Origin of the sequence: Streptomyces sp. NPDC021115 (genome assembly GCF_044333065.1) — a bacterium.
Taxonomy (GTDB): domain Bacteria; phylum Actinomycetota; class Actinomycetes; order Streptomycetales; family Streptomycetaceae; genus Streptomyces.
Genome location: NZ_JBIRQF010000005.1, coordinates 304,046 through 317,082 on the forward strand (window position 1 = coordinate 304,046; position 13,037 = coordinate 317,082).

Consider the following 13,037-nt stretch of genomic DNA (forward strand, 5'->3'; position numbering starts at 1 on the left):
TGACGGTCAGCCCGCGGGGAAGTAGCCGTCCAGGAAGGCGTTGCGGAACTTCCCCGCGGGGTCGTGGTCGGCCAGCAGCCGCCGGAAGTCGGCGGCCCGCTCGTACGAGGCGACGATCCGCCCGGGAGCCGCCGCCGTGAGCTTGCCCCAGTGCGGCCGCGCCCCCAGCGGCAGCAGCAGCTCCTCCATCGCGGCCACCACCTCGATGACCGCCGCGTGGTCCGGCACCCATGTGAAGTGCAGGGCCACGCAGTCCCGGCCGTACGCGGGGCTCAGCCACAGCTCGTCCGCCGCGACCGTGCGGACCTCGGACACCTGCACCACGGGTGCGATCCGGTCCCCGATGCTGCGCAGCGCAGCGAACGCCTCGGTGGCGGCGGTGCGCGGCAGGATCAGCTCCGACTGGAGCTCGTCGCCGTTGCTGGGCGTGAAGTCCGGCCGGAAGTGCGGCAGCCGCTCGTGCCACGGCCCGGGCGAGCCCAGCTGCTCGGTGCAGTGCAGCGGTGGCATCGCGGGCACCGGGTGGTGGTGGCGGTCGGCCGGGCGGCCGCCCAGCCACGGCTGGCCCGGCTCCGGCGGGCCCGGCAGATCCGTACGGCACTTCAGCCACACCACGCCCTCGTCGGCGTGCCAGTCGGTGAACACGCTGACGCTGTAAGCGGCCGCGAAGATCTCGTCGAAGCTGTCCCCGAGGCGGTCCAGCGGCAGCCCGGTCCACACCCACTGCGCCACCTCGTAGGCGGGCTCGATGTCCAGCGTCATCGAGGTCACGACGCCCAGCCCGCCGAGCCCGACCACCGCACCGGACAGCCGGTCGGCCTCGGTGTCCCGGCGCAGCTCGGTGACATCGCCCTCCGGGCCCACCAGCTCCAGGCCCGCCACCGACGCGGCCAGACAGCGCTGCACATTGCCCGAGCCATGGGTGGCGGTGGCGCAGGCGCCCGCCACCGTGATGTGCGGCAGCGAGGCGAGGTTCGCCAGGGCGTAGCCCGCGGTGTGCAGTTCCTCGGCCACCTGGGCATAGCGCATGCCCGCGGCGATGGTGGCGGTCGTGCCGTCGGGGGCGATCTCGACCCGGTGCGGCATCCGGTCCAGGGACACCAGATCGCCGTCGGTGTCGGCGATGCGGTTGAAGGAGTGGCCGGTGCCCAGCACCCGGACCCGGTCGGCGGAGCCGACGATCCGCCGCAGCTCGCCGAGGGTGGCCGGGCGGTGCAGCCGGGCCGCGCCGAAGGTGATGTTCCCTGCCCAGTTGGTGGTGGCTCCGGTGGTCAGCATCCGCGCTCCTGTTCCTGCTGGGGCCCGCGCCGGGGCCTGGGGTGATGTGGCAAGGACCTTGGTACAGCCCCGGCCCCGGGTCCGTACAGACCGCCCGCGCCGCCGCCCGATGTGACCCGTACGGAGCAACAGGACGGGCCGCCGTGCCGGGGCCGCGCACACGATGGTGCGGAACGCGATCGGTACCGCCGCTCGCGCACCGCTGGAGAGGGGCGGCCATGGCGGAGGAGAAGAACAGAGCCACCCGGGACGACGGCACCCGGGACACCGGAACCCGGGGCGGCATGCTCGGCGAACTCAGCGCCGAGTTCGCGGGCACCATGATCCTCATCCTCTTCGGCTGCGGTGTGGTGGCCCAGGTGGTGGCGGGCGGGGCGCTCACGAAGCCGCCCGGCGGGCTGGGCGACCACGACTCCATCGCCTGGGGCTGGGGTCTCGGCGTCACCCTCGGCGTGTACGTGGCGGCGCGGCTCAGCGGCGCGCACATCAACCCGGCGGTGACCCTCTCCCTGGCGGCCTTCAAGGGCTTCCCCTGGCGCAAGGTGGCGCCGTACGTCGTGGCCCAGACGCTCGGCGCGTTCGTGGCGGCCCTCCTGGTGCGCTGGAACTACACCGAGGTGCTGGGCCACGCCGACCCGGGGCACACCTTCAAGACCCAGTTCGTGTTCTCCACCCTGCCCGGCAACGGGGCGCTGCCGGTCAGCGAATGGGGCGCGCTGCGCGACCAGATCATCGGCACCGCCATCCTGGTGCTGCTGATCTTCGCCCTCACCGACCTCCTGAACGATCCGCCCAAGGCCAACCTGGCGCCGCTCATCATCGGTCTGGTCGTCGTGGCGATCGGCATGGCGTGGGGTGCCGACGCGGGCTACGCCATCAACCCGGCCCGTGACTTCGGCCCCCGGCTCGCCAGCTTCCTCACCGGCTACGGCACCGCGTGGCGCGACCAGTACGGAAACTTCTACTTCTGGGTGCCCATCGTCGGCCCGCTGATCGGCGGACTCGTCGGAGCCGCGCTCTACAAGGTCCTGGTCAGCCGCTTCCTCCCGAAGGCCGGACCACAGGAAGTGGGACGCATCCCGGCCCCCGAGGGACCCGAAGTCTAAGGAGGAGGCGGCATGCCGGACTTCGTCGGTGCCGTGGACCAGGGAACCACCAGCACCCGCTTCATGATCTTCGACCACGACGGCGGCGAGGTGGCGCGGTACCAGCTCGAACACCACCAGCTGCTGCCCCGCGCGGGCTGGGTCGAGCACGACCCGGTGGAGATCTGGGAACGCACCAACTCCGTCATGCAGAACGCCCTGCGCGCGGGCGGGCTCTCACCCGCCGACCTGGCCGCGATCGGCATCACCAACCAGCGCGAGACCACCGTCGTCTGGGACCCGCGCGACGGCCGCCCGTACTACAACGCCATCGTGTGGCAGGACACCCGCACCGACACCATCGCCTCCGCCCTCGAACGCGACGGCCACGGCGACACCATCCGCCGCAAGGCGGGGCTGCCGCCCGCCACTTATTTCTCCGGCGGCAAGATCAAGTGGATTCTGGAGAACGTCGACGGGGTCCGGGAGGCCGCGGAGGCGGGCCACGCCCTCTTCGGGAACACCGACGCCTGGGTGCTGTGGAACCTCACCGGCGGGCCCTCCGGCGGCATCCACGCCACCGATGTCACCAACGCCAGCCGCACCATGCTGATGAACCTGGAGACGCTCGACTGGGACGACGAACTCCTCGCCCTCTTCGGCATCCCGCGCGCCATGCTCCCCGTCATCAACCCCTCCTCCCACCCCGAGGCGTACGGCCAGGCCCGCACCTCCCGCCCGCTGCGCAGCCCCACCCCCATCACCGGTGTCCTCGGCGACCAGCAGGCGGCCACCGTCGGGCAGGTGTGCTTCGCGCCCGGCGAGGCCAAGAACACCTACGGCACCGGAAACTTCCTGCTCCTGAACACCGGACAGGAGCTGGTCCGCTCGACCAGCGGGCTGCTCACCACGGTGGCGTACCAGTTCGGGGACAGCCCCGCCGTCTACGCCCTGGAGGGTTCGATGGCCGTCACCGGCTCGGCCGTCCAGTGGCTGCGGGACCAGATGAAGGTCATCGACGACGCCCCGGGCAGCGAACGGCTCGCCCGCACCGTCGAGGACAACGGCGGGGTGTACTTCGTCCCCGCCTTCTCCGGCCTCTTCGCCCCGTACTGGCGCTCCGACGCCCGTGGCGCCATCGTCGGCCTCACCCGCTACAACACCAATGGCCATCTGGCACGGGCCACGCTGGAGGCCATCTGCTACCAGAGCCGGGACGTCGTGGAGGCGATGGAACGCGACGCCGGAATCCACCTCGACGTCCTGCGCGTGGACGGCGGTGTCACCGACAACGAGCTGTGCATGCAGATCCAGGCCGACATCCTGGGCGTCCCGGTCAGCCGCCCCGTCATCGCCGAGACCACTGCCCTGGGCGCCGCCTACGCCGCGGGCCTGGCCACCGGCTTCTGGCGGGACACCGACGAGCTGCGCTCGCACTGGAGCGAATCCCGGCGCTGGGAGCCCCAGTGGAGCGAGGAGCAGCGCGCGGAGGGCTACGCGGGCTGGAAGAAGGCCGTGGAGCGCACCCTGAACTGGGTCCCGGTGGACTGACCCCGCCTCGCAGCTCCCCGATGCCCGAATGGGCGAAATGCACCATACTTGGTTAATAAGCCCATATGAGTGTATCGCTGTGCGGGGCAGGAGGAGGAGCGATCATGAAAAGCGGCCAGACGGCACTGGCCTTCACCGGCGGCTACCTCTTCGGGCGTGGCCACAAGGTGGGCCTGGCGCTCACCCTCGCCGGGATGGCGGCAGGCCGACGTCTCGCGTCCGGAAACCTCCCGGGCGGTATTCAGGATCTGGCGTCCTCGGAAATCGGTCGGCTGCGCGGCCAACTGGTGTCCGCGGGTCGGTCGGCGGCGCTGTCGGCGGCCAGTCACCGCATGGACGCGCTGAGCGACCGGCTGGAGCACCGTGCCGAGTCGCTGCGTCCGAACGGCCACGGCCCGGACGGACACGAGGCGGACGACGAGGAGCACGAGCGCCGCGGCAGCGGCGGACGGTCCCGTGGTGAGTCGTCGCGCGGTGAGTCGTCGCGCGGGGAGCGCGGGGAGCGGGCGCGATCCTCGGGCGACCGTAAGGACCGGCCCCGGAGGCGCCCCGCGTCCGAGAGCAGCCGCGGTGGCGAGGGCCGGAAGAGCGGGGACGACAAGGGCGACAAGGGTGATCGGTGATGGCTGAGGGACCGGACCAGCAGACGGGCGGGCTCGGCACGCTCGTCAAGGAGCTGCCCACCGAGCGGCTGATGAAGGAAGCGCAGAACCTGGTCACCGCACTCGGCGAGAAGGCCCTGACCTCGGTGACCAACCTCGGCGACGGCGGCGGCTCCGGGTTCAGCCTCCCTATGAAGCCGCTGATCAAGGCCGGGCTGAACCAGCTCAAGGAGAAGACCGTGGACAAGGCCAAGGAAGCCATCCCGGGCCTCGGAGGGGGTGGTGGCAAGGACGGCGACAAGGACAAGAAGCTCAAGGTCACCAACATCGTCGAGGAGATCGACGTCGGCGCTCCCCTCGACCTCACCTACGACCTGTGGACGCAGTTCGAGGACTTCCCCACCTTCATGAAGAAGGTGGAGGACGTTCAGCAGGAGTCCGAGACCGAGATGGAGTGGAAGGCCCAGGTCTTCTGGTCCCACCGCAAGTGGCGTGCCGAGATCATCGAGCAGATTCCCGAGAAGCGGATCGTCTGGAAGTCGCGTGCCGAGAAGGGCCACGTCAACGGCGCGATCACCTTCCACGAGCTCGCACCCGAGCTGACCCGGATCATGGTCGTCCTCCAGTACTACCCCCAGGGCTTCTTCGAACGGACCGGGAACATCTGGCGCGCCCAGGGCCGCCGGGTCCGCCTGGAGCTGAAGCACTTCCGCCGCCATCTGATGGCGGAGGTGCTGTTGAACCCGGACGAGATCGAGGGCTGGCGCGGCGAGATACGCGAGGGCGAGGTCGTGGAGGCCGAGGACGAAGAGGCCGAAGAGGCCGAGGAGGGCGAAGAGGGCGAAGAGGCCGAAGAGGGAGAGCCCGAGGACGAGTACGGCGACGAGGACCAGTACGAGGAGGAGTACGAGGAGGACAAGGAGCCGGCGCAGCCTTCGCGGCGCTGACGGCTCCTGCTCCCGGAACAGGTGAGCGTGGTGACCGTAGCAAGCCAGCAGAGTCAGTATCTGGACCGGGCCAGTTCGAGCGCCCTGGTCGACGTGGTCGACCTGATCCTGGACAAGGGGCTGGTCATCGATGTGTATGTCCGCGTCTCCCTGGTGGGCATCGAGATCCTGACGATCGACGCCCGCATCGTCGTCGCCAGCGTCGACACCTATCTGCGGTTCGCCGAGGCGACGAACCGCCTCGATCTCGCCCGCAGCGGCACCGAGACCAAGGGACTGCCCGGCCTCATGGACGAGATCCAGGAGAGCGGCGGGCGGAAGAAGACCAAGGGCGCCCTGGAAGGCGTCAAGGACACCGTCTCCGACCTGATCCAGGGCGACGAGGACGACGAGCGCGGCGAGCGCGACGAAGTCGAAGCCGGTGACCGGCCCCGGCGCCGGCGGAGTACGAGCAGGGAGCGCGAGCGGTGATGGCCGAGGACGAACGTGCCTGCTACGTCTACGGGGTCGTGACCGACGACCGGAGCGACGACGCGGTCAGGGACCTGGTCGCCGTCGGCGATCCGGACGCGAAGGTGACCCTGGTGCGCCACGGCGGTCAGGCCGCCGTGGTCAGCGAGGTGCCCCTCGACGAACCGCTGGGCACCCCCGAGGATCTGCGCGCCCACGCCCGGGTGCTGGACTCGCTGGCGGCGAAGTCCTCCCCCGTGCTGCCGTTCCGGTTCGGCACGGTGGTGCGCGACACCGCGGCGGTCACCGATGAACTGCTCGCCGAGGGCCACGACGACTTCGCGCTCGCCCTCGACAGGCTGCGCGGCCGCTCCCAGTTCACCCTGCGCGCCCGCTACGTACAGGACGCGGTGCTGCGCGAGGTGCTGACCGAGCAGCCCGAGGCCGTACGGCTCCGCGAGGAGCTCCAGGGGCTGCCGGAGGAGGCCGGGTACGAGCAGCGCATCCAGCTGGGACAGCTGGTCATGGACGCCATCGCCGCCAAACGGGCGGTGGACGCGCTGGAAGTGGACCGCAGGCTGTGCCCGCACGCGCTCGGCTCGATGAGCACGGAACCGTCCTCCGCCGAGGGGCTGGTCAACGCCTCCTTCCTGGTCGAGGACGAGCAGCGGACGGCCTTCGAGCAGGCTGCCGAGGAGCTGGCCAAGCACTGGAACGGCCGGGTCCGGATCCGCTTGCTCGGGCCCCTGGCCCCGTACGACTTCGTGGCCGACGCGATCAGCCCGGCCAAGGAGGACGAATAGCCATGGGACTGTTCAGCGGACTGGTCACCTGGCCGCTGGCCCCGGTGCGCGGCGTCGTCTGGATCGCCGAGCAGCTGCACGACGAGGCCCACCGGCAGCTGTACGACCCCGCGGTGATCCAGCAGCGCCTGGAGCAGGTCGCGGAGCAGCGGGAATCCGGGGAGCTGACCGAGGAGGAGGCGGCCCGCCAGGAGGACGAACTGGTCCGCCGCCTGATGGCCGGTGGCCCGCCCGGCGGGGGCCTGGAGGTGTGAGCCGTGGTCCGCGAGGAACGGGACGGACGCGACCACGGCGAGGAGCGGGAGCGGCCCCGGCGCGCCCGGCGGTCCGCCGCCGACGACCGGCGGTCCGCACCCGAGACCCGGCACGGCTCGTCCGGCGCCCGGGGCACCGCCGCCACCGCCCGGTCGGCCGCCCGCAGCGCCGCCCGTGAGCTGCGCGACCTGACCGGACACGACCCGGAGAGCATCACCTCGGTGGAGCGCCACGACGACGGCTGGCTCGTCGGCGTCGAAGTGCTGGAGACCCATCGCATCCCGGACTCCACTGACATCCTCGCCGAGTACCGGGTCGAGGTCGACGGCGAGGGCGGGCTCGTCTCGTACCGCCGCGCCCGGCGCTACTACCGCGGCAGGTCGGAGGAGCGGACATGAGCCAGGGCGCCGACTGGAACGTGCCGAGCCGCCGCATGGGCGCGCCGCCCGAACCGGCCCGCCGGGAGTCCTCCAGCCTGGCCGACATCCTGGAGCGGGTGCTCGACAAGGGCATCGTCATCGCCGGGGACATCCAGATCAACCTGCTGGACATCGAGCTGCTGACCATCAAGATCCGGCTGCTGGTGGCCTCCGTGGACCGGGCCAAGGAGATGGGCATCGACTGGTGGGAGCACGACCCCACGCTCTCCTCCGGCGCCCGCGACGTCCTGGACGAGAACGAGCGGCTGCGGCGCCGCGTCGGCGAGCTGGAATCCGGCCGCGACACGGAACGGGAGGACGGACGGTGACCGAGGAGGCCCTTGCCACCTGGCTGTACGCGGTGACCGCGGCCCGCGAGGAGAACGGCGCCCCGCCCGGGCTCACCGGCGTGGCGGACGAGCCGGTGCGGCTGGTCGGGAACGCCGGGCTGGCCGCCGTGGTGGGCTCCGTACCGCTGGCCGACTTCGGCGAGGAGCCGCTGCGCGCCCATCTGGAGGACCTGCCCTGGCTGGAGCGGGCGGCCAGGGCCCACCACCGGGTCATCGGCAGGGCGGCCGGATACGGCCAGGTCATCCCGCTGCGCTTCGCCACGATCTACCACGACGACGGGCGGGTCCGCACGATGCTGGAGGAGCGGCGGGACGACCTCGCGCAGACGCTGGCGCGGGTGGCCGGACGCACCGAGTGGGGCGTCAAGGCTTACGTCGACCCGCGCGCCTTCCTGCCCGACCCGGGCGACGAGGAGACGTCAGGCGACAGCCCCGGCACCGCTTATCTGCTGCGCCGCCGCGCCCAGCGGGACGACAAGGAGACCGCCCATCTGCGGGCCACCGAGCGGGCGGAGGAGATCCACACCGCCCTGGCCGCCCTGGCCGTGGCGAGCGCCACCCATCCGCCGCAGGACGCGCGGCTGGCCGCGTACGAGGGCTGGATGGTGCTCAACAACTCCTATATGGTGCCGGACGAGCGGACGGAGGAGTTCTCCGCCGCGGTGACCGGTCTCGGGGAGCGGTACCCGGACGTCGACCTGGAGCTGAGCGGCCCGTGGCCCCCGTACTCGTTCACCGCGCCGCCCGAACGCGAGCAGCCCGAACGCGAGCAGCCCGAACGCGAACGGCCCGAGCGCGAGGAGGCGTCGTGACCCGGGCGATCGAGCGGCGCGAGGTGGCCCTGGTCGATCTGCTCGACCGGGTGCTGGCCGGCGGCGTCGTGATCGCCGGGGAGATCACCCTGAGCATCGCCGACATCGATCTGGTGCGCATTTCCCTTCGCGCGCTGATCGCCTCCGTACGGATAGACGACATGGAAGACGCGGATGAGCATCGAGCGCCGCCCGCACGACCCCCGCGACCCTGACCACCGCCCCCGGCGGATCGAGGTCGACGAGGAGTCGGTGCGCAAGAGCCTGGCCGGTCTGGTGCTGACCATCGTGGAGCTGCTGCGCCAGCTGATGGAGCGGCAGGCACTGCGCCGCGTCGACCAGGGAGGCGTCAGCGACGAGCAGATCGAGAAGCTCGGGCTCACACTGATGGCGCTGGAGAAGAACATGGAGGAGCTGCGGGAGCACTTCGGACTCACCGAGGATGACCTGAACCTGGACCTCGGACCGCTCGGCCCCCTCCTGCCCCGCGACTGATCCCCGCTGCCTGGCCGTCCCCGTCCGCGCATCCGGCTGTACGCTGCGCGGGTGGGGATCACGCTCAACCTCCGGTCAGCGCGGGCGGCCGACGTCCACGTCGGGCGCTCGCCGCTCGCGGAGCTCATGTCCGTGCTGCACATCCTGGCCGAGCCGGACCACCACCCCGAGGCGCAGCGCTGGACGCGCCGTCTCGGGACGACCTTCGACGCGTCGCTCACGCAGGAGATGAGCGCCCTGTCGCCGCTGTGGGCGCGGCTGCGCTGCCGGTTGCTGTTCCCACTGGCGCTGCCGCTCGACCAGTCCTTCGAGGACGAGCTGCGGCTGCTGGAGAAGTTGCCGCTGGAGGAGTTCACGGAGCTGTGCGCGCAGGGGGTGCTGGGCTTCCGGGAGCGGGTGCCGGACGCCCACAGCCTGCTCAACGACCCCGGGGCCGCCTGCCGCTTCATCACTCAGTGCGAGCGGCGCTCGTTCCGGCGGGGCGAGCTGGCGCACGAGCTGATGGCCTCGCCGGAGGGGATGCGGACCCGGCTGATCGACTTCCTGGAGCGCTGCGGCACCGCGTTCTTCGCGGCCGAGTGGCGCGCGGTGTACGACCGTCTTGAGGCGTCCGTGGTGCGGTTCCGCACCGATGTCCGCAGAAAGGGCCTGGCCGAGGTGCTGGCCGGGCTCAGCCCCACCGCGGTCGTCTCCCAGGGCGGCACCCGGGTGCGCTACGACAAGCTGGCCGTCGACGAGATCGACATCGGGCCGCGCCCGCTCTTCCTGGTCCCTTCCGTCCACGTATGGCCGCATCTGACCGTCAAGGACGAGGCGTCCCGTCCCGTCGTGCTCCAGTTCGCCGCGCTGGAGGGGCAGGCGGACGGGCAGCTCACCCAGGCGGAGCTGCGGGCCCGGATGTCCGCGCTGGCGTCGCTCGGCCGGATGGAGCTGTGCCGCCATCTGCTGGGTGAGCCGATCACCACGTCCGAACTGGCCCAGCGGCTGGGCCTGGACGATACGCAGGTCTCGCGCACCCTGCGGCAGCTGCGGGACGCCGGGCTGGTGGAGTCCGAGCGCGAGGGCAAGTACGTGTACCACCGGCTGGCCACCGACACTCTGCTCCGGCTGGGGCAGGACGTCCTGGCCACCATCATGCGCTGACTCTCATGCGCCGGGCCGGGTCCACAGCAGCACCGCCGAGGGGCGCTCCGCGTCCATGTGCACGCGGTTGGTGGCGACCACCTTGCGCCGGGTGACGGCCTCGGGCTCACCGGTGCCCGAGTTGACGTCGAAGCGCGGGAAGTTGCTGGACGAGATGTCCACCCGCAGCCGGTGCCCGGCCCCGAAGTGGTTGGCGGTGTCCGGCGCCGGGATCTCGATCTCGTACACCTCGCCCGCCACCAGCGGCTCGGGCCGCTCGAACGACGCGTGGAAGCGGCACCGGAAGATGCCCTCGGTGAGGTTCATGGCGAACCCGTGCGGATAGTCCTCGTTCGGCGGGTGCACATCGACCAGCTTCACCGTGAAGTCGGTGTCCGGCGCGGTCGAGGAGATGAACAGCCGGGCGGTGACGGGGCCCGCCACCACCAGCGGTTCGTCCAGCGGCGGGGTGACCAGCGAGATCACATCGGGCCGTGAGTTCAGCGGCAGATACGGCTCGCGCGCCCCGTAGAAGCGCTCGTCCGGCACCTGGTCGAAGGCGCCCCCGACCATCACCGGCTCGCCCGAGGTCACCTGGCCGCCCAGGGTCGGCACCGGGTCGCCCGGATCGAAGTCGTACTCGACCCACGCGTCCGCCTCCGCCGGTCTCTCCCGTCTCAGCTCGCCCGAGGTGTGGCAGTAGAACGCGGTCTCCCGGGTCCCGGACGGCGGCCACCGGGTGTCGGTGTGCCACCGGCCGCCGTGCCGCATCCGCCCGGCCGTGTCGCGGCGGCCGTCGCCCCCGCCCATCAGGAAGTACCGCACCCGCGGGATCGCGCCGAGGTCACCGCCGCGCAGCACCGCGTCGAACCAGCGCTGCCGGAAGGTCAGATACGAGGTGTCCACGTTGTCGCTGAACGTGGCGCCGGGCCCGAAGTCCACGTCACCGGCGAAGGTGACGCAGCGCGCGCCGTGCGTCCACGGACCCATCACCAGATACGCCGGGGACGTCTTGAGCCGCCCCATGGCCGTGAAGTTCTCGATCGTGGAGCGTACATACGGGTCGTACCAGCTCGCCATGTGCAGCGTCGGCACGTCGGGGAAGCGGTCGTAGTGCCCCCGCCCGTAGATCGCGGGCTGCCGCCAGTACGCGTCGAACGCGTCGTGCCGCCACTGGTCCAGCAGATACCGCTCGTAACTGCCGACCTGCGCCAGCGGGGAGACGCCGGTGCGCCACGGCAGCACGGTGAACCAGTCCCGCAGATCGGTCCCGGCGAACGCCTTGCGCACCAGCGGGTCGCGTTCCGCCTCCGGGCTCTCCTCGCCGTGCCGGAACGCCCAGGTGACCTGCTTGAGCTCGAAGGCGCCGCCCATCCGCATGCCCGCCTCGTACGCGCTCGCGAAGCCGCCGGAGTCCATGAACATCGCGGCCAGCGGGGCTGGGGACTCGGCCGCGGCCGCCGTCTGGGCGTGCGCCGAGTAGGACACGCCCATCATCGCGACCCGGCCGTCGCACCAGGGCTGTGCGGCGATCCAGTCGAGGGTGTCCGCGCCGTCCGGACCCTCGCCCAGGTACTTCACGAAGGTGCCCTCGGAGTCGCCCCGGCCCCGGCAGTCCTGCCGCACCACGTGGTATCCGGCCCGGACGAAGAAGGCGGAGGTCTCCTCGGGCATCGGCACAGGTTCGTCGTGGCGGCACCGGTCCGACTCGCGGATGGCGCGGCGGCCGTACGGGGTGCGCTCAAGGATCACCGGGCGCGGCCCTGGCCGTTCCCCGGGCGCGTACAGATCCGCGGTGAGCACCACCCCGTCCCGTACGGGCACGCGCAGCAGGTGCCGCCACAGTCCGTCGCCGAGGTGTTCCGCGGCCTCGGTCCGCCCGGTCGGTGCCATGGGGGAGACGCTCACTTGGTCTGGGACTGCTTGGAGCCGTTGAGGAGCATCTTCGACCGGGTGATGGTGGACAGCGGCATGCCCCAGCCGCCGAACAGCTTCGCGTAGGTGCCCGACTCCTGCATCTCCCGCAGCCCCTTGACGATCACGGCGGCGAGACCGGTGCCCTTCTTGGCCTGGATGCCGTAGATCGCCGTCGCCGCCGGGAGGCTGAGCATGTCGTCCAGCTCCAGCGTCTCGAACTTGTCGTCCGAGTTCTCGCTGACGGATGTGTTGGAGGCGCTGGGCGCGACCACCGCGTCGATCCGCTTGCTCTGGAGGGCCAGGCTCGCGGCGGCCAGATCCCCGTACGCCTGCGGCTGCACGGCCTTCTTGCCCTTCGCGGCACACCGCTTGCTGAGACCGGCGAGGACGTTCTCGGTGCCCGCGCCCTTCTCGACGCCGACCTTGTGCCCGCAGACGCCGATGCCGGACTCCGGGCGGAAACCGCTCTCCTTGTTCACCATCACGGTGATCTGGCTCTGCGCGAAGTCGGCGAAGTCGACCTCCTGCTGGCGCTCGACGAAGTCACCGGAGGGCGCGCTGAGGTCGATGCGGCCGGACTTGAGCCCCGGTATCACCGCGTCGAACGGCGTCCGCACCACCTTGATCTTGATGCCGAGCTGGGAGGCGAGCTGCTTGGACAGATCCGGGACCAGGCCGGTGATCTTCCCGTCGGAGCCGATGGTCACATACGGGTCGTACTCGCTGACGCCCATGAGCAGCGTCTTCTTCTTGAACTCCGCGGGCACCTGCGCCGCCAGCTGGTCGTCCTTGGGTTCCAGGGCGAGGGTCGGCGTGGGCATGGCCGTGTCGGACTTGCCCTTGTCCGGAGTGTCGTCGACCGAACAGGCGGTGGCGGTGAGCGCGAGGGAGACGAACAGGGCGCACCCTGCGGCGCGGGGTCGGTGGCGCATGGCCTTGCTCCGTTTCGGG

Annotated in this window: 16 protein-coding genes; 13 read left to right on the forward strand and 3 right to left on the reverse strand. The window is 71.3% G+C overall.

Translation table 11 applies throughout. The features are described 5' to 3' along the window. Window positions 1–6: 6 nt before the first annotated feature. On the reverse strand, window positions 7–1,278 hold the full coding sequence (locus ACH4TL_RS18930) for an FAD-binding protein (protein ID WP_398315451.1): 1,272 nt from the start codon (window positions 1,276–1,278) through the stop codon (window positions 7–9). 218 nt (window positions 1,279–1,496) lie between these two features. Here ACH4TL_RS18930 and ACH4TL_RS18935 point away from each other — a divergent pair, with 218 nt between their 5' ends. From ACH4TL_RS18935 to ACH4TL_RS18995, 13 genes are all read left to right on the forward strand, one after another. Beyond that, window positions 1,497–2,384: an MIP/aquaporin family protein gene (locus ACH4TL_RS18935; protein WP_398315453.1), complete on the forward strand. Its 888-nt coding sequence runs from the start codon at window positions 1,497–1,499 to the stop codon at window positions 2,382–2,384. A 12-nt stretch (window positions 2,385–2,396) separates the two neighbouring features. Beyond that, window positions 2,397–3,914, forward strand: a complete 1,518-nt coding sequence (glpK, locus tag ACH4TL_RS18940) for a glycerol kinase GlpK (protein ID WP_398315455.1) — start codon at window positions 2,397–2,399, stop codon at window positions 3,912–3,914. Between the two features lie 104 nt (window positions 3,915–4,018). Continuing rightward, window positions 4,019–4,537, forward strand: coding sequence for a hypothetical protein (locus ACH4TL_RS18945; RefSeq protein WP_398315457.1), 519 nt, complete (start codon window positions 4,019–4,021; stop codon window positions 4,535–4,537). Further along, window positions 4,537–5,463, forward strand: a complete 927-nt coding sequence (locus ACH4TL_RS18950; RefSeq protein WP_398315459.1) for an SRPBCC family protein — start codon at window positions 4,537–4,539, stop codon at window positions 5,461–5,463. Before ACH4TL_RS18945 ends, ACH4TL_RS18950 begins: the two co-directional genes overlap by 1 nt. A gap of 27 nt (window positions 5,464–5,490) precedes the next feature. Further along, on the forward strand, window positions 5,491–5,934 hold the full coding sequence (gene gvpJ / locus ACH4TL_RS18955) for a gas vesicle protein GvpJ (RefSeq protein WP_398315461.1): 444 nt from the start codon (window positions 5,491–5,493) through the stop codon (window positions 5,932–5,934). Continuing rightward, a complete protein-coding gene (locus tag ACH4TL_RS18960) occupies window positions 5,934–6,716 on the forward strand; it encodes a GvpL/GvpF family gas vesicle protein (protein ID WP_398315463.1) in 783 nt (260 codons plus the stop codon). The genes gvpJ and ACH4TL_RS18960 overlap by 1 nt, the downstream gene beginning before the upstream one ends. A 2-nt stretch (window positions 6,717–6,718) precedes the next feature. After that, entirely contained in the window at window positions 6,719–6,970 is a 252-nt protein-coding gene (locus tag ACH4TL_RS18965) for a gas vesicle protein GvpG (protein WP_398315465.1), read from the forward strand. A 3-nt stretch (window positions 6,971–6,973) separates the two neighbouring features. Continuing rightward, complete coding sequence (gene gvpO, locus ACH4TL_RS18970) at window positions 6,974–7,369, forward strand: gas vesicle protein GvpO (RefSeq protein WP_398315467.1); 396 nt, start codon at window positions 6,974–6,976, stop codon at window positions 7,367–7,369. Continuing rightward, window positions 7,366–7,719: a gas vesicle protein gene (locus ACH4TL_RS18975; RefSeq protein ID WP_398315469.1), complete on the forward strand. Its 354-nt coding sequence runs from the start codon at window positions 7,366–7,368 to the stop codon at window positions 7,717–7,719. The genes gvpO and ACH4TL_RS18975 overlap by 4 nt, the downstream gene beginning before the upstream one ends. Beyond that, entirely contained in the window at window positions 7,716–8,552 is an 837-nt protein-coding gene (locus ACH4TL_RS18980; protein ID WP_398315471.1) for a GvpL/GvpF family gas vesicle protein, read from the forward strand. The genes ACH4TL_RS18975 and ACH4TL_RS18980 overlap by 4 nt, the downstream gene beginning before the upstream one ends. Further along, window positions 8,549–8,767, forward strand: a complete 219-nt coding sequence (locus ACH4TL_RS18985; protein ID WP_398315473.1) for a gas vesicle protein — start codon at window positions 8,549–8,551, stop codon at window positions 8,765–8,767. Before ACH4TL_RS18980 ends, ACH4TL_RS18985 begins: the two co-directional genes overlap by 4 nt. Next, the gene (locus ACH4TL_RS18990) at window positions 8,727–9,047 is read left to right on the forward strand and encodes a gas vesicle protein K (protein WP_398315475.1); all 321 of its coding nucleotides are present in this window, start codon (window positions 8,727–8,729) and stop codon (window positions 9,045–9,047) included. The genes ACH4TL_RS18985 and ACH4TL_RS18990 overlap by 41 nt, the downstream gene beginning before the upstream one ends. Window positions 9,048–9,098: 51 nt before the next feature. Continuing rightward, window positions 9,099–10,190 (forward strand): DUF5937 family protein, encoded by a 1,092-nt coding sequence (locus tag ACH4TL_RS18995; protein WP_398315477.1) that lies wholly within the window; start codon window positions 9,099–9,101, stop codon window positions 10,188–10,190. A gap of 3 nt (window positions 10,191–10,193) precedes the next feature. Here ACH4TL_RS18995 and ACH4TL_RS19000 read toward each other — a convergent pair whose 3' ends face one another. Both ACH4TL_RS19000 and ACH4TL_RS19005 read right to left on the reverse strand, forming a co-directional pair. Further along, complete coding sequence (locus ACH4TL_RS19000) at window positions 10,194–12,062, reverse strand: CocE/NonD family hydrolase (RefSeq protein WP_398315479.1); 1,869 nt, start codon at window positions 12,060–12,062, stop codon at window positions 10,194–10,196. Between the two features lie 11 nt (window positions 12,063–12,073). Then, window positions 12,074–13,018 carry a transporter substrate-binding domain-containing protein gene (locus ACH4TL_RS19005; protein WP_398315481.1) on the reverse strand — a complete coding sequence of 315 codons (945 nt, stop codon included), beginning with the start codon at window positions 13,016–13,018 and terminating at the stop codon, window positions 12,074–12,076. Between the last annotated feature and the right edge of the window lie 19 nt (window positions 13,019–13,037).